We start from the raw sequence: 17,304 nt of genomic DNA, 5'->3' as shown, positions 1-17,304 counted from the left end.
GTTACGCCAACAACGGGTCGATCACGTGTCCGTGAACATCGGTCAGGCGCCGGTCGAGGCCGTTGTGGTACCACGTTAATTTGGTGTGGTCGTAGCCCAGCAAGTGCAGCACCGTGGCGTAAAAGTCCCAAACTGTGGTGATGTTTTCAGCGGCGCGGCGGCCAAATTCGTCAGTTGCGCCGTAGCTGATGCCCCCTTTCACGCCGGCCCCCATCATCCAACAGGTGAATCCATCGGGATTGTGGTCGCGTCCCGTCGTACCGGCTTGATGTGTGGGCATGCGGCCGAATTCCGTCGTCCACAGCACCAAGGTATCCTCCAGTAGACCGGACTTTTTCAAGTCGCTCAGCAGAGCCGCCGTCGGTTGATCGAACACCGGGCCATGCCGCTCGTAGTCGGGCTTGAGTGTTTTGTGCGCATCCCAATTGAGTAACCCATCGACGCCCGAGGCGCGGGATGCGCAGTAGAGGTTAACGTACCGCACTCCTCGTTCCAGTAATCGCCGGGTTAACAAGCAATTGCGAGCATAGCCCGCTTTCAGCTTGTTGGTATCGCCAGTCCCGTACATTTTATGCACGGCGGCTGACTCGGACGCTAAGTCCGAAACTTCCGGGGCAGACAGTTGCATGCGTGCCGCCAGTTCATAGGCCGAAATCCGCGCGAGCAGTTCTGATTGGCCGGGGTTGGCCTCGGCATGCCGTTGATTCAGTTGTTCCAACAGTTTGCGCGATGCGCTCTCTTCATCAGCCGAAATAGTACTCGGACGCTGCAGATTGCGAATCGGCTGTTGCGAGCTCATCATGATCGCTTGGTGTCGGGCGGGAAGGAAGCCGTTGCTCCAATTGGCCTTGCCATTGGGCGGTTCGCCACGAATGTCAGGGATGGCGACATAAGTCGGGAGATTATCATTCGCGCTGCCCAGCGCATAACTCATCCAAGCACCGGTGCTGGGGAAGCCTTCCGTGGTATGGCCGGTGTTCATGAACACACAACCGGGGCCGTGCGTGTTGGTTTTAGACGTCATCGAATGGACGAAGGCGATGTCGTCGACATGCTGGCTCATGTGCGGCAGCAGGCTGGTGAACATCTTTCCGCTTTCGCCGGCGGGAGCGAAAGCCCAAGGGCTTTTCATCAGTGCTCCGTTTTTGCCCTGGAAACTGACCAGGTTTTCTTCGCCGGGCAGCGGTTGGCCATGCATTTTATCTAGTGCTGGTTTGTGCTCCCACAGATCCATGTGAGACGCAGCCCCCGGGCAGAAAATCTGCAGGACGCGGCGGGCTTTGGGGGGAAAATGCGTTTTGCCTTGGCCCGGCGCCCAAGCGGCATCGCTGGCGAACAGATCGCGCCCGGACAGATGTCCCAGGCCGATCCCGGCCAGCGCCGTATAGACATTACCGAGGAAGCCGCGGCGATCGAATAACGAGGGAGAAAACATACGGGTTCCTCAATTCAAATAAATGAACTCGTTTGAGTTCAACAGGACACGGCACAGCGCCGGCAAACCATGTTGTTTCACAAGTGCCGAGCAAGCGTTTGTCTCGTCGTCGGTCGGTGCACGGCAGAAACAGAGTTCAAACGCACGTCCGACCTGTGCAGCGGGTGAGGGCGAATCGGGTAGTTCGCTCCCGATACGGTCCGCCAGTGCGGCGGCCATGTCGAGTGTGAATTTGTGGTTCATCAACGTCAGCGCTTGCAGCGGTGAAGTGGTTGATGAGCGGCGTGGCGTCGCGAACGCGCAGTCGGGGCTATCGAAATCGGTCATCAAGTCGATCCGTGAAGCACGGGCATTTTGGTGATAGACGCTACGGCGGTATGTCTCCGGTCCAAAATCATCCAGCGGGACATAGGTGGCGACATTGTCCTGCAAATAACGGTACAGGCGAAATCCCGGTCCCCCCGCGCGACGATCCAGTTTTCCGCCGGCCATTAACATCGCGTCGCGGATTTCCTCAGCCGTCAATCGTCGTGGTGGAAATCGCCACAGGTAACGGCTATCGGCATCGACTTTGGCAAAATCCTCACGATAGGTCGACGACTGCCGGTACGCTTGCGACATCACAATCTGTTTATGCAGCGGCTTGAGCTGCCAGCCGTTTTCCTGCAATTGTCTCGCTAACCAATCCAACAACTGCGGATGAGTGGGCGGGACACCCATGAAGCCAAAGTCGCTGGGCGTGGCGACGATGCCGGTCCCGAAATGGTAATGCCACAGACGGTTGGCCAACACACGGGCGGGTAGAGGATTGTCATCGGCGATGAGCCATTTGGCCAGAGACAGACGCCGCTCGCCTTCCGGGGATTTGTTGGAAAGTTGATATTCCCGGGCGACTTTGCTCAAGGTCGACAGACTTGCCGGAACGACCGTGCGTCCGGGACGCTGAGGACTGCCTCCCAAAAAGACGTGAAACGGCCCATTGGCCGCTGAGAATGTACCCGCCCACCAAGCGGGCAGCGGCGCAATTTTTGATTGTTGTTGGCGGACTTCAGCCAGTTGGCGACCCAAGTCGGCGAGCTGTTTCTTCTCCGCTGCCGTGATGACGGCATCCATCAACCGCTTACGGCGGTGGGCTGCGCTCACCGGTTTGCGATCGGCCGTCGAGGCGACTTCGGTCCATGTTTCACCATCAAGAGAGACACTGAGACGATATTCGCAAACGAACGTTGCTATCGTCTGGCTGCCGGCTTGACCGGCGCGATCGCTGGAAAACAAAACGCGCTCGATCGTTTGCGGCTCGGCAAATTCGATTGTCAATTCCGGTCCGGTGGCGATCCACCGAGCACCGAATCGACCATCGATGGTTTGCATGGCGTTATACGCATCGAAGTCTTTTGCCGTGCGGCTACGTCCGGTCGCTTTGCCGCCGTTTTTGGCGGCGGCGACATTTTGGCTCTGCGGTCCGGCGGTCCAGGCTTCGAATTCTTCGATTCTGTAACCGGTACGGGCCTGAGGATTGTTATCGACACCCTCGACGGTCAGTCGGATGAATTTGGCGGGGACCGGCGGGAAGGTTTCCTCGGCGCCGGTTCGCCGGACTGCTTCCCGTGTCCAAGCGGATTCAAAGTCGGCGGCTTTTTCTTCGCCCCGTTTGTTGATCTCGTTTTCGAGTTCGCCCCGTTGTTTTTCCAGTTGTTTTTGAGTTTCTTGGAGCGGTTGCAAGGCAGCGGCGTGTTGTTGTTTTTGCTCCGCTGTGGCGATAACCCGCACGCCGTGATGCACACCGGCGAAGGTCGCGTATAGGCTGTAGTAGTCGTCTTGCGTGACCGGATCGAATTTGTGATTGTGGCAGCGTGAGCAGCCGACGGTCAGGCCTAGGAATGCTTCGCTGGTAGCGCGGATGATTTCGTCGATTGTGTTCGCACGGATTTGGGCCGCCTGCGCCGCATCTTGATTGCCGACATCGTCGTACGGGCCGCTGACCAGAAATGTGGTGGCGATCTCCACATCGGGATCACCCTCGCCGATCACATCGCCGGCGAGATGTTCCAGGACCATTTGGTCAAACGGTTTGTCTTCGTTGAACGAGCGTATGACATAATCGCGAAACGGCCAAGCGTTGTTGATGATCTCGTTACGCTCGAAACCTCGGCTTTCCCCAAAGCGAATCACGTCCAACCAATGCCGGCCCCATTGTTCGCCGTAATGTGGCGATGCCAGTAAGCGATCAACGACCCGTTCGTAAGCATCAGGGGAATCGTCGTTGACAAAATCGTCGACCTCTTCCGGCGTGGGGGGCAAGCCGATCAGGTCGTAGGTGATGCGGCGCAGCAGTTGGCGTCGCTGCGCGGGGGCTGAGGGTTGCAGTTGCTTTTCGACCAGTTTGGCGAAGACAAAACGGTCGATCGGGTTTTCATTCCAGGCGGCGGGAATTCCATCCGGCGTGGGTGGCGAGACCTCTGCCAGCGGTCGTAACGACCACCAGTCGTACCCCGCTCGCGTGTCGGTCGACGTGGCGAACTGATTCAGAGGTTCAGAGGGAAAATAGGCGCCGCTTTCGATCCACTGTTTGAGCGCCGCCATTTCGTCGTCGGAGAGAGGTTTCTTAGGCGGCATTTCTTCGTTGACGACATAGTCGTAAAGCAGGCTCGAATCGACGTCTCCCGGTTCGATGACTGATCCGCTCTCGCCCCCTTTCAGCGCGGTCGCTTTGCTGCGAAGGTCCAGTTCGCCCTTGTGTTCCGAACCGTGACATTCCAGGCAGCGACCGACGAGAATCGGTGCAACCTTCTGCTGGAAAAATACCTTCTGGGCGTTGGCGTCGCCGGGATCATCCGCCGCGAGCAATAACGGCGAAAAGCCCACCAACACAAGTGGTGCAGCCAATACAGCATGTATCCAAAATGACAATCGAGTCATGCAATCGTCTCCAGCCCAATGGGCGAGTCGTTCTTGTTGGGCATCTAAATGCGTCGACCAGCTGATCCTGTGCGTACTGCTCTGTTGGGAGAACCAGACAGAGGAATAAGGCAAAAACTCAAGGGCGACACATCGGCAATTACTGCCTGAAGGTGTTGAGCAGCGATTACTTAGGATACCCCGATCCATCATCTTGCGACAAGAGATCGTACTGTTTCGGTGGAATGGATTTGCGCATCACTCACAGATTTCAGGTGAGGAACCAGAATAGATAACGCCATTTTGTAAATACCGTTGAAATAATAGGCGGCGGGTTGTAGATTGGTAAGTCGATCAAATTCCGGCGATCTCCAAACGCGAAGGTGCTAATCAAAAATGGCTTCCTCCTTCTCTCGCTGCTCGTCCTGGGCGTGGTTGTTATTGGTCCTGTTGGCGAACGCAACGCATGCAGCGGATCAGGCTCCCGATTTTGAAGCTGAAATCGCTCCGCTGTTGATCAAACGCTGCGTGGAATGCCACCAAGGCAGCAATCCCTCCGGGAATTTGGTTTTGACGGGCGAAGCGGGCTTGCGCAAAGGGGGAGACAACGGTGCGGTGATCGATGGGGAATCGCCTGAGGAGAGCTTTCTGCTTCTGCGCGTTCATGAAGGAGAAATGCCGCCGGCCATCAAGGGAATCCCACAGAAACTCCCGGCCGAGGAAGTGCAACTGCTTGAGCGTTGGGTTGCCGCTAAGGCGCCTTGGCCGAAAGGACGGACGTTGGATTGGTTTGAACGGACCAACGAGGTCCGTGCGGGGCGTGACTGGTGGTCGCTACAGCCGATCCGCCGTCCGGATGTGCCACAGTTAAAAACAGAACCGCAACCGGCAAATCCCATCGATGCGTTTGTTCGGGCACGACTGGAACAGGCGGATATGGTGCCCGCTCCCCCAGCGGACAAACGAACGCTATTGCGGCGACTGTACTACGACCTGATCGGTCTGCCGCCCACGCAAGCGCAGATTGAAAAATTTGAAGCGGATGATTCATCGACAGCATGGGAAGCGGCCGTCGATGAACTTCTGGCTTCGCCGCATTACGGGGAACGCTGGGCACGGTATTGGTTGGATTTGGCTCGCTATGCCGACACGAGTGGCTATGAGCGCGATCAGGAAAAGCCGTTTGCGTGGAAGTATCGCGACTGGGTTGTCGATGCGCTCAATCACGATATGCCGTATCACCAGTTTGTCGTCGAACAATTGGCGGGGGACGAACTGCCTGATCGCAACGAACAGTCGGTGATTGCGACGGGGTTTCTTCGCTTGGGGACTTGGAACGATGAACCGAACGAGCCGCTCGATTATCAGTATGACCGGTTGGAGGACATGGTCCATACGACCTCCTCGGCATTTCTGGGGATGACGGTGAAATGTGCTCGTTGCCATTCCCACAAGTTCGATCCGATCACGCAGCTAGACTACTACCGCATGGGCGCAGCGTTCTGGGCCGGGCCGATTGCCGCACGGGATCGTAAGTTGGTGGGGGGGCCGAGTCCCGAGGAATTGGAAGTGAACGACGTACTGGGGTGGACCGATTTGGGAACGAAGCCGCGTCCGCTGCATCGTCTGCTGAAAGGGGAACGGGAGCAGCCGCTGGAGGAAGTGACGCCGGCATCGTTGTCGATGGTTGAAGAGCTGGAATATGATTTTGATCCGCCCGCAGCTGATGCCAAAACAACCGGTCGCCGATTGCAATTGGCGCGTTGGATCACGCACCCCGACCATCCGTTGACGGCTCGGGTGCTGGTCAATCGGTTGTGGTTGCATCACTTCGGAGAAGGAATTGTCCGTTCGCCCAACAACTTTGGCTTTTTGGCTGATCCGCCGACGCATCCGCAACTGTTGGATTGGTTGGCGGCGGAGTTTCAAAGCGGCGGTTGGACGATCAAACGCATGCACCGCTTGATCCTCACGTCCCAAACTTGGCAGCAATCGTCGCTGCATCCCGAGTATGCCGACTACGAAGTTCGAGATAGCGGCAATCGCCTGTGGTGGCGCGCGGAGCGGCAGCGGTTGGATGCGGAGGCGCTACGGGATTCGATGTTGGCGACGACTGGGGAGTTGGACCTGCGTTTGGGCGGCCCTGGTTTTCGGCCATCGGTCAGCAGTGAGGCCTTGGAAGGCTTATCGATGAAATCGAGCGCCTGGCAAGCCTCGTCGCAACAGGAACAACTGCGGCGCAGCTTGTACATGTTCTCGAAACGTGGCCTGCTGCCGCCGATGATGACGACGTTTGATTTTTGTGATGTGACCCAATCCTGCGGACAACGCGACGTCACGACCGTGCCGACGCAGGCGTTGGCGCTGATGAATAATCGGTTTGTTCATGATCGCAGTGAAACGTTAGCGCGGTCGATTGCAACCGAGACGAATGATCCCAGCGAACAGGCGCAGCAGCTGTGGTCGCGCGTTTTAGAACGCGATCCGTCGAAAGCAGAAATGAAAATGGCAGTACAGCATCTCGCAGATCAGTCGCGACGTTTCGCAGAGTTGCGACGTGAAGAGGTAGAACAGGCCAAGCAGAAGAAGCTGACACAGGCCGGTGATTTACGAGAATCATTGGTGTTGCACTTAAAGGCCGACAGCGGCATGACCATCGACGCGGAGGGACGCGTTTCGCAATGGAAGGACCAGTCGGGACACGAACATCATGCGGTGGCGACTGAGAAGGACCAACAACCCCGCTTGGAGAGTGAAGGGTTTGTCGGTCGCCCCGTCGTGGCGTTTGACGGTCAGGGGAGATTTTTCAAGCTCAGCGGAGCGATCTTAGACTGGCAAGAATTCACAATCCTTGCGGTGGTCAATGATCAGGGGGAAACCGGGCATCGGGAAATTATCTCCAATTGGAACGGCGCCGCAGGCAACGCGGGGACGTCGGTGTTTTTGGGACTGACGGGGCAGGACACCGTACGCTTTTGTGATGTGTATTCCATTGCTGGGAAAATCGGCGATCAGCGTAATCCGTTCGTGCTCACCGCGCTCAATGGAGAGGACCGGTCGGCGGTCTTTTTTAATGGCGGCGAAATCGTCTCGCACGATAGTGCTTTACCGCCGCGAAATCTCTCGACCGCGTGGGTGATTGGCCAGCAGGGGAACATTAACGGTGAATACTGGAACGGCGGGATTGCGGAAATCCGTGTTTATGCGCGGGCGTTGTCCGACGCGGAACGGTTGTCTGTCGAACGTGCGATGCTGGCGGAGTATAAAATTCCCTCGGCCATACCGGCTGCGAAAAAGTTGCTCCCCCCGGAAACGCTGGCGCTCGCATCGCTGGCACATGTGCTGTTGAACTCCAACGAATTCCTCTATGTCGATTGAGGCTGTAAATGTCGAATCAAAAAATGTTCCCTTGCGGCAAGAGCCGTCGCGAATTCGTGTGGGAGATGGGGGGCGGGTTCGCCGGTTTGGCGCTGGCGAATTTGTTGTCCAGTGATGGATTCTCCCCAAACCGCGCGCGTGCTGCCGAAGCGACTGCCAATCCGACAGCCGTTAAGGAGCCGCAGTTTCCGGCGCGGGCAAAGGCGTGCATTTTTTTGATGATGAATGGGGCGCCATCGCAGGTCGACACGTTTGACTACAAGCCGGAATTGGAGAAGTTCGCCGGCAAGCAATTGCCCGCTGACAAAAAGTTCATCAACTCCGGCGGGCGGCGCATGGGATATTTGACACCCGCGTGGAGAAAATTTCGCCCCGGTGGGGAAAGCGGGTTGTTGGTCTCGGACTATTTCCCCAAGGTCCGCGAACACGCCGATAAACTGTGCGTGATCAATTCCTGCCATACCGACAGCCACGCGCACGGCTCCGCGCTGGTGGCGATGAACACCGGCAAGACATTGATCGGTCGGCCGTCGCTGGGGAGTTGGAGCGTGTATGGTCTCGGCTCGGAGAACGAAAGCTTGCCGGGGTATGTGGTGATTCTCGACAAACGGGGCGGGCCGATTGGTGGGCAGCCGAATTGGTCGAGCGGATTCATGCCAGCGACTTATGCGGGGACGCTGTTTCGACCGGTAGGCGATCCGATCTTGGATCTGAAAGGTCCCGGGCACATTACGTCGGCCGTGCAGCGAGAACAGCTTGATTTGTTGGCCAAGATCAATCAACGTCATCTTGATGCGCGGCCCGGTGGGCGCGAGTTATCGGCCCGCATCAGCAGTTACGAACTCGCCTATCGCATGCAGTCGGCGACTCCCGAAGCGGTTGATTTGTCACAGGAAAACGAACAGACGCTTGAGATGTATGGCGTGGGCAAAAAACCGACCGACGAATATGGCCGCAACTGTTTGATTGCCCGGCGTCTGGTCGAACGGGGCGTGCGGTTTATTCAGCTTTATTCGGGGGGCGGCCATCTTGAAGAGACGTGGGATGCGCACGAAAGCATTGAAAAGAATCACGGCAGACACGGTGCGGAGGTTGACCAACCGATTGCGGCATTATTGACCGATCTAAAACAACGAGGGTTGTTGGATGAGACGTTGGTCGTCTGGGGCGGTGAATTTGGGCGCATGCCGTTTAGCGAAGGCAAAGATGCTCCGGGCCGCAATCACAATCCTTATGGATTCAGCATGTGGCTGGCCGGTGGGGGTGTCAAAGGGGGCACGACCTATGGCGAGACCGATGAGTTTGGTTTTGAAGCGGTGAAAAACAAAGTGCATTTGCACGATTTGCACGCGACAATTTTGCATGCGATGGGGCTGGACCATGAAATGTTGTCCTACTTCCATCAGGGGCGTGACGAGACTTTGACCGATGTGGGCGGCCAAGTGATCCACGACGTTTTTGCCTGAAATCGTAACAACCGTTTTGAGGTAGCCGGGACCGAAGGAACCGTATGAAAAGCTTTGTGTCATCCCAACCGCAATTGCTCAGCCAGATGAATGAGCGGATGGTGTTACGGGTCTTGCAGGCCAATGGGCCGCGCTCGCGGGCGGAGGTGGCGCGGTTGGCGGGTGTGACGGCGCCGACGGTGTCAAAAGCGGTTTCGTCGTTGTTGCGCTCGGGGATGTTGGAGGAGTTTGACAGCAGCGAAACGATGCGTGGCCGGCCCGCCAAACGACTGCGGTTGGCCGAAGATACGGCACAGGTCGTGGGTGTGGTGATTGATTCTCCCACCTGCCGTATTGTGACGACCGGTCTGGATGGCCGCGTTGGTTCGGGAACGCACGCGGAGTTTAAGACGCCGCGAACCTACGGGCAGTTGGTCGAGGATATTGTCGAAAAAATATCGGCGATGCAATTATTTGGCGGAGTGAAGACGCTAGGCATCGGGATTAGTATGCCGGGGCTGTTTGATTCGCGCGAGGGGCGTTCGATTCTTTCGCCCAATGTGCCGATCACCAACGACAGTTGTCTGGGGCAGGATTTGACCGAACGTCTAGGCTTGGAATGCGTCGTGCTGCAGGAGTCCGATGCGCTCTGTCTGGCGGAACGGCATTACGGTCTTGCCCGCGGGGTAGACGACTTTGCGATGCTCGATGCCAGTACGGGGATCGGTTTGGGTGTGTTAATTGGCGGACGTTTGCTGAAGGGCAAAAGCGGTCTGGCGGGTGAGATTGGTCATTTGCCAATGGTGGAGGATGGTCTGGAATGCGGTTGCGGGCGGCGGGGCTGTTTGGAGACCATTGCAAGTGACCGAGCATTAGCGCGGCTGGTTTCGCAACGGGTCGGCCGGGAAATGAGTATCGAGCAAATCGTCGAACAAGTCCGCACCGGAGGTCTGGATGTCACGGCCGAATGGGAGGCTGTTGAGCGGTCGCTGGCCTTCGCGCTGGTCACGACGATCAATTTGTTCAACCCGCAAACGCTGTTTGTGCACAGTCGCATGCTGGATATCGACGACGCGTTTTTTGAACGGTTGATTCAGCGGACGGCGTCGATGGCGCTGGCGCCGTCGTTTGCGGATTGCCGGATTGAACGGGCGCGCGGTAGCAAGCGCGAAGGGGCGGTCGCCGGAATCATTGAGCACCTGACCGACGCGCGCGTTTCGGAATCGCACGCACATTCGGTCAATGTGCTTTAAGAAACGTTGTCGTGTCGCCGCTATTTTTTCTTGCGGAACACGTGCGTTGCATTTCCCATCAGGCCTTCGGCGGCTTCCATGATGGTTTCGGACATGGTGGGATGGGCGTGGATCGTTTCAGCGACATCCCGGACCTTGGCGGCCATTTCGATGGCCAGTACACCTTCGGCAATCATTTCGCCGGCACCGACGCCGACAATTCCGACGCCCAGTATGCGATCGGTTTCCGGGTCGGAGATCAACTTGGTGATCCCTTCAGTGCGGGCTAAGGTTTGCGCACGGCCGGAGGCGGCCCAGGGGAAGCGGAAGGTGTTCACCTCGCGGCCCTCGGCTTTGGCTTCAGCTTCGGTGAGTCCGCACCAGGCCAATTCGGGATCTGTGAAGACCACCGCGGGAATCGCATAGGGATGGTAAGCGGCTGGTTCACCGGCCAATGCCTCCACGACGACTTTGGCCTCATAGGTCGCCTTGTGGGCCAACATCGGGTCGCCGGCGACGTCACCGATGGCCATGAGGCTGGGGTCGGTCGTGCGACGTTTGTCGTCGACTTTAAGAAAGCCCCGCTCAGTGATTTCGACTTTGGTGTTTTCCAAGCCCAAATTGCGGCTATTGGGCGAACGGCCGACGGAGATTAAGACGCGATCGAAAAGCTGCGATTTCTCTTCGACTTCGCCCGATAGTTCGACGGTAATGCCATCTTTGCCGGGGACCAGCTTTTCGACCTTGGTGTTGAGCAGTACGGAATGGAATTGAGAATCGATTCGCTTGGCCAATGGCCGCACGAGATCGCGGTCGGCACCCGGCAACAGTCCGTCGGTCATTTCTACAACGGTGACTTTGGAACCGAGGGCGGCGTAAACCGTGCCCATTTCCAGGCCGATGTATCCTCCGCCGACGACCAACAGTCGCTGGGGAATGTCTTCCAGCGCCAAGGCGCCGGTGGAATCCATGATGCGGGGGTCATCAATCCGCAAGGGACCGGGAATGACCGGGGAAGACCCGGTGGAGATAATCGCCTTGTCGAAGGTGAGCTTGCTCGTCTCGCCTTCTTCGGTTTTGAGTTCCAACGTATTGGAGTCGAGGAACGTTCCCCGCGCGCGAACGAGTTCGACGCCCCGCGCTTTGCAAAGTCCTTCGATGCCGCCGGTGAGTTGGCCAACGACGCGATTTTTCCAATCGCGGATTTTGTCGATATCGATCTCCGGAGGTTGAAACGTCACACCCCAGTCGGCCGACTCCTTTGATTCGTTGATTAGCCGTGCCACGTGCAACAGGGCTTTGGAGGGGATGCAGCCACGATTGAGGCAGACTCCGCCCGGTTTGACGCCTTCGTCAACCAAGGTGACTTTCATTCCGGCATCGGCCGCCGCAAATGCAGCGGGGTAACCGCCGGGGCCGCCGCCCAAAACGACGAGTTCCGTATCAGACATATCGTATTTCTCTTGTGGTCGTTACAGTTGTGCTCAAGAAAAGTCTCAAAACCCGCCCGGTGCGCTCGTTCAAAGGAAGGTGCTGATAACAGTCCGCTCCAAGCGATTGGCGTTTAGACGTTTGCCAACAGGCCGAAGGGCTGCGCGAGTAAGGCCGAGAGACGCACGACAAACTTTGCCGCGTCGGCTCCGTTAATCACGCGGTGGTCGTAGGACAACGACATTGGCATCATCATCCGTTCTTCTAATTTGCCATCGACGAGCGCCGGTTGGGGTTGAGCGCGCGATAATCCCAAAATCGCCACCTCCGGGTAATTCACGATCGGAGTAAACGCCGTGCCCCCGATGCTTCCCAAGTTGGTGATGGTAAAGGTGGCCCCTTGCATTTCGGCCAAGACCAACTTGCGCTCCCGCGCTTTTTCAGCGAGTTGGGCGAGTTCGTCCGCAATTTCCATGATCGACTTGCGGTCCGCATTTTGAATCACAGGGACGACCAAGCCGTGATCGGTGTCGACCGCAACGCCGATGTGATAGTACTGCTTGAGGATCAATTCCCCCGATTCCATATCCAGGCTGCTATTGACGTGCGGCATTTCGGTGAGGATTTGCACGCAAGCTTTGAGAGCGATGGCCGTCATCGTGATTTTCGGGCCATTCTTGCCGCTGGTCGACATAAACTGTTTGCGGACTTTCTCCAATTCCGTGATGTTGGCCAAATCATGTTGCGTCACATGCGGAATCACCTGCCACGACGTGCTGAGTTGGTCGGCTGCGGTACGATTGAGTTTGCTCAACCGTTTGCGTTCGATCGGACCAAATTGTGAAAAGTCGGGCAGGGGAGGGGCGGTTCGCAAACCACCGGTCGCAGCGGAGTTTTGCAGACGCGATTTCACGTAGCCTTCAACATCCTCCTGGACGATACGTCCGCCCGGTCCGGTACCGTTGATTTCGTGCAGATCGACGCCCAGTTTTCGAGCAAAACGGCGGGTGGCGGGGCCTGCTGGAGGCGGTGGACGGTGATCGGGCGCGGTTGCCTCCATCGCCGGCTGAACCGTTGGTGTGTGAGAGGCGGCCGCGACGGGGGCTGCTTCTTTTGGGGCCGGTGCCGATTCGGTTTTGGCGGCAGCCGGTTCAGGCTCAGCTTGTTCTTTCTCGGCGGCGGCAGTTTCGTCCTGTTTCGTCTCGGATTCATCACCGGAGGGCGCTGCGGCCTCTTCGTCGATCGTTAGAATCACCGAGCCCACGGAGACGCTGTCCCCTTCGCTAAAGTGAATTTTTTTCACTACGCCAGCGTGTGGACAAGGTAACTCAAGGACCGCTTTTTCGGTTTCCAATTCCATGACCGACTGTTCGGCTTCGATTCGGTCCCCTTCCTTGACCAGCAATTCGGCAACCTCAGCTTCGGCAATATTTTCTCCCAATTCGGGGAGACGAAATTCAATCGACATAGTGTTATTTCGTTAAAATTTAGTCGTATGTTGAATCTACGTGTACAGGCAGATGTCCGCTGGTCCGCTGGTTCCACCATAAGTCATCGGCGACGTGCGGACAATTCTCACGCGCAAGCCGGGTTAACCTGTTCCGGATCAATTCCCAGCGCTTTGATCGCTTCGGACAGTCGGGACTTGTCAAAGTGGCCGTCGGCCGCCAATGCCGAAAGCGTTGCGAACGCGATATTTTCAGCATTCATTTCAAAATGCCTTCTCAATGCTTCCCGCGAGGCGCTGCGGCCGAAACCGTCGGTGCCCAAGGTCACGTAGCGACCCGGAATCCATTGCCGGATTTGTTCGGGTACCAAACGGACATTGTCGCTGGCGGCGATAAATGGCCCGGAGTGATTGCTGAGTGACGTCTCCAGAAAACTGTGTTGCGGTTTTTCGTCAGGATGCAGATGATTCCAACGTTCGACCGCTTGTGCATCGCGGGAGAGTTCGCTGTAACTGGTCACACTCCAGACGTCGCATTCAATGTCGTACTTCTCGCTGAGAATGGCTTGTGCGCGGTGCGATTCGCGTAGAATCGGCCCGCTGCCAAAGAGTTGCGGTCGTTGCGAGGACGACTTGTCGGCCGGTTTTGGGGAAAGGGGATGCAGTCCTTTCAGAATCCCCTCTTCCGCCCCTTCGGGCATCGCCGGCATGTCGTACACTTCGTTGTAGACCGACATGTAGTAGAAGATTTCCTCTCCTTCGCCGTACATTCTCCGTAGCCCGTCTTGAACGATCACGGCGACTTCATAAGAGTAGGCGGGATCATATGCTCGCAAATTGGGGACGGTCGTGGCATACAGTTGGCTTTGGCCATCCTGGTGTTGTAACCCTTCACCATTGAGCGTCGTCCGACCGGAGGTTCCCCCCACGAGGAAACCTTTGGTGCGGGAATCCGCCGCGGCCCAGATCAAATCGCCAACGCGTTGGAAGCCGAACATCGAGTAGTAGATGTAAAACGGAACCATGTTCACGCCGAGGTTGCTGTAGGCGGTCCCGGCAGCGATGAAGGACGAGATTGCTCCCGCTTCGTTAATTCCCTCTTCGAGAATTTGGCCGTCTTTGGCTTCCTTGTAGTAGAGCACCTGATCGGCATCGACCGGTTCGTACAGCTGTCCCTTGCTAGAATAAATTCCGCATTGGCGGAAGAGCGCTTCCATACCAAAGGTGCGGGCTTCATCGGGAATGATCGGGACGATCCGTTTGCCGATGTTCTTATCCTTGAGTAAGTCGCTGATGATCCGACCGAAGGCCATGGTGGTCGCCATTTCGACGCCACCGTGCAACACCTTCTTGTCGAATTTATCGAGCGGCGGAATCTCCAAACGGTCGGTGGTGGGCGTCCGGGCGGGGAGAAATCCACCCAGCGCTTCCCGTCGTTTCAAGAGATACTCCATCTCCGGACTGTCATCGGCGGGCCGATGCAACGGAGCTTTGGCGACCTCTTCGTCGCCGATCGGAATGGCGAATCGTGAGCGGAATTCGCGCAGTTCCTCTTCGTTCAATTTTTTCTGTTGGTGTGTAATGTTGCGGCCTTCACCCGCTTCGCCCAGTCCATAACCTTTGATGGTTTTGGCCAGGATAACCGTCGGTGCGCCGACGTGGTTGACCGCTGCGTGGTAGGCAGCAAAGACCTTTTCGGGGTCGTGTCCGCCGCGATTGAGTTTTTGCAACTGTTCGTCCGACAGGTGGTCGACCAGATCGTGCAACTCTTTGTTTTCGCCAAAGAAGTGATCGCGGATATAGGCGCCCCCTTCGACCACATATTTCTGGTATTGGCCGTCAACGACTTCACCCATGCGTTTGACTAACAAGCCGTCTTCGTCGTCTTCCAACAGCGGATCCCAGTCGCTGCCCCAGATGACTTTGAGGCAATTCCAGCCAGCACCACGAAAGGCGGCTTCTAGTTCTTGGATGATTTTTCCATTCCCACGGACCGGTCCATCCAGACGTTGCAAGTTGCAGTTGATCACAAAGATCAGATTGTCGAGATGCTCGCGGGAGGCCAAAGTAATGGCTCCCAGCGTTTCTGGCTCGTCGACTTCACCGTCACCGACGTAACACCACACATGTGATTTTGACGTGTCGGCCAGTCCACGATGTTCCAAATACCGCAAAAACCGCGCGTGATAAATCGCGGAAATCGGTCCCAGGCCCATCGAAACCGTGGGGAATTGCCAAAAATCAGGCATCAGCCAGGGATGCGGATAGGAGGAAAGTCCCGAGCCACGGGGGATTTCTTGCCGGAATTGGATCAACTGTTCTTCGGTCAACCGGCCTTCCAGAAATGCGCGGGCGTAGATTCCGGGCGCGGCATGACCTTGGAAGTAGACGAAATCGCCGAATTGATCTTCGTTGCGGGCCTGGAAAAAGTGATTGAAACCGATTTCCAGCAGCGTCGCAGCGGAGGCGTAGGTGGAAATATGCCCGCCGATGCCCGAACTGGCAGCGTTGGCGCGAACGACCATGGCCATCGCATTCCAGCGAATCAGACTCTTAATCCGGCGTTCGATGGCCCGGTTGCCGGGGAAACGAGGCTGCTGATCGTGGCGAATTGTATTGATATATGGGGTGTTGGCCGTAAAGGGCATGGCCACACCGTTTTGGTAGGCTCGCTCTTGCAAAACCGACATCATCTGACGTACGCCGTCGGGTCCGTGGCGGTGTAACAGATCGTCGAGCGATTCAAACCACTCGTCTAATTCGCCCGCATCGATCGCCTGAGGTGTTTCGTCCATCACTGGTTGAGTCTCGTAGGAAGTAGGGTAGGTTTGCTTCGCGACTTGGAAATCCATCGCTTCGTCCAATCATCTCTTCGCCATTTTAGGGGATGAAATTAATGTTCGTAGTCTCAACGAAGGATTTCCGCGTATTTTTATGGCCATAACGGCGATTTCGCCCGCAACGATATTTTCCCAAACACGGTAAATTTCGAGAATCCGCGAACGGAATTGCCTTCTCTGGCCGATTTGGCAGGGGAACAGGCCGCAACTGTACGGTTTATGGGGCTGAATCCGCATTATTTGCGAGAATCGAGCGCTTTTTTAAACGAAAATTTGCGAAAAATCAGGAGATCAGATCGCAGATTATCGTTTTTGGGAATGTGGCGCCTCCGTTTTTTTCATGCGGTTATTCAGTTTTTTGAAGCGGAGGAGGTGCCCCAGCCTGATTTCGACTTGTTGCGTATCAGCCGATCGGCAAAATCCACAGTGCATGGACTGTTCAGCGATTGAGACGTCCGAACGGCCTTTCGGCGGACATCACGGCTTACTCTCGCCAACAACGACCTGCGATACCGCATTTTATTAAGGGTGAAATTCTCAAATCGGCCGAATTGCAGCGGATTGTCTTGTCAAAATGGTGCTGTGAAGACAAATTCAGTTCCGCCGGGCAATCCTGCTAGCGCGTTCGCTGCCACCGCACCCGACGACGTGAAAAGAACCCAGTTGGTTGCAAGAACAGCACAGTTGGTCGTGCCATGCTGTCAGCCACGGACTAACACTTGCGACGTCGAGAAGTGTTGGTGCCTTGGGTTGCCGACTCGTAGTAAGAGATGAATTTCTTCACCGAGACCCGTTTGATCGCTTGGCCGATCACCTTGAGTGGCAGGTCCTCCAGTTTTTTGAACCGCACGCACGATTTGCCCATGTTCAGTTTCTTCCCGGTTTTGGCCCACGCTTCGCGGAACCAAGTTTCTTGTCCCGGATCGCTATATGTACACATCAGGTAGAGCGACATGTAGTTCTTTTGCGAAGCTAGGGATGCGAAGGGCAATGGTTCTTGAGGATTGCAATGATAGCCTGCGGGATAAAGGCTGTGCGGCACGAAGTAACCAATCATGCCGTATTGCATACCTTCCTCGTAACCGCTGGGCAAGTTTTTGAGAATGACCGCGCGGACAGCCTCAATCGCTTTGCGACGGTCGTCCGGCAATTCGGCCAGGTATTGTTCAACAGTTGTGGCTGTGCTTTTGATGGCTCG

9 protein-coding genes are annotated in these 17,304 nt (G+C 56.5%); 3 read left to right on the top strand and 6 right to left on the bottom strand.

Annotation, left to right across the window (positions count from 1 at the left end; translation table 11 throughout):
• Position 1 precedes the first annotated feature (1 nt).
• On the bottom strand, positions 2-1,435 hold the full coding sequence (locus tag Mal52_RS15935; protein ID WP_145377179.1) for a DUF1501 domain-containing protein: 1,434 nt from the start codon (positions 1,433-1,435) through the stop codon (positions 2-4).
• Positions 1,436-1,444: 9 nt separating this feature from the next.
• Complete coding sequence (locus tag Mal52_RS15930) at positions 1,445-4,354, bottom strand: DUF1553 domain-containing protein (RefSeq protein ID WP_145377178.1); 2,910 nt, start codon at positions 4,352-4,354, stop codon at positions 1,445-1,447.
• 375 nt (positions 4,355-4,729) lie between these two features.
• Here Mal52_RS15930 and Mal52_RS15925 point away from each other — a divergent pair, with 375 nt between their 5' ends.
• Genes Mal52_RS15925 through Mal52_RS15915 form a run of 3 tightly spaced genes read left to right on the top strand, consistent with a single transcriptional unit; the run spans position 4,730 to position 10,409 of the window.
• Positions 4,730-7,711, top strand: a complete 2,982-nt coding sequence (locus Mal52_RS15925; protein ID WP_145377177.1) for a DUF1553 domain-containing protein — start codon at positions 4,730-4,732, stop codon at positions 7,709-7,711.
• 8 nt (positions 7,712-7,719) lie between these two features.
• Positions 7,720-9,177, top strand: coding sequence for a DUF1501 domain-containing protein (locus tag Mal52_RS15920; RefSeq protein WP_145377176.1), 1,458 nt, complete (start codon positions 7,720-7,722; stop codon positions 9,175-9,177).
• 44 nt (positions 9,178-9,221) lie between these two features.
• Positions 9,222-10,409: an ROK family transcriptional regulator gene (locus tag Mal52_RS15915; protein WP_145377175.1), complete on the top strand. Its 1,188-nt coding sequence runs from the start codon at positions 9,222-9,224 to the stop codon at positions 10,407-10,409.
• A 20-nt stretch (positions 10,410-10,429) separates the two neighbouring features.
• On the opposite strand, the gene lpdA is transcribed toward Mal52_RS15915, so the two are convergent.
• From lpdA to Mal52_RS15895, 4 genes are all read right to left on the bottom strand, one after another.
• Positions 10,430-11,839: a dihydrolipoyl dehydrogenase gene (gene lpdA, locus Mal52_RS15910; protein ID WP_145377174.1), complete on the bottom strand. Its 1,410-nt coding sequence runs from the start codon at positions 11,837-11,839 to the stop codon at positions 10,430-10,432.
• Positions 11,840-11,952: 113 nt separating this feature from the next.
• A complete protein-coding gene (locus Mal52_RS15905; protein WP_145377173.1) occupies positions 11,953-13,287 on the bottom strand; it encodes a 2-oxo acid dehydrogenase subunit E2 in 1,335 nt (444 codons plus the stop codon).
• A 107-nt stretch (positions 13,288-13,394) separates the two neighbouring features.
• Positions 13,395-16,061, bottom strand: a complete 2,667-nt coding sequence (gene aceE / locus Mal52_RS15900; RefSeq protein WP_145380673.1) for a pyruvate dehydrogenase (acetyl-transferring), homodimeric type — start codon at positions 16,059-16,061, stop codon at positions 13,395-13,397.
• 757 nt (positions 16,062-16,818) lie between these two features.
• Complete coding sequence (locus Mal52_RS15895; RefSeq protein ID WP_145377172.1) at positions 16,819-17,298, bottom strand: DUF1801 domain-containing protein; 480 nt, start codon at positions 17,296-17,298, stop codon at positions 16,819-16,821.
• Positions 17,299-17,304: the final 6 nt, after the last annotated feature.

It is taken from the genome of Symmachiella dynata (assembly GCF_007747995.1).
GTDB lineage: Bacteria > Planctomycetota > Planctomycetia > Planctomycetales > Planctomycetaceae > Symmachiella > Symmachiella dynata.
This window is presented reverse-complemented; position numbering and strand designations above follow the sequence as displayed.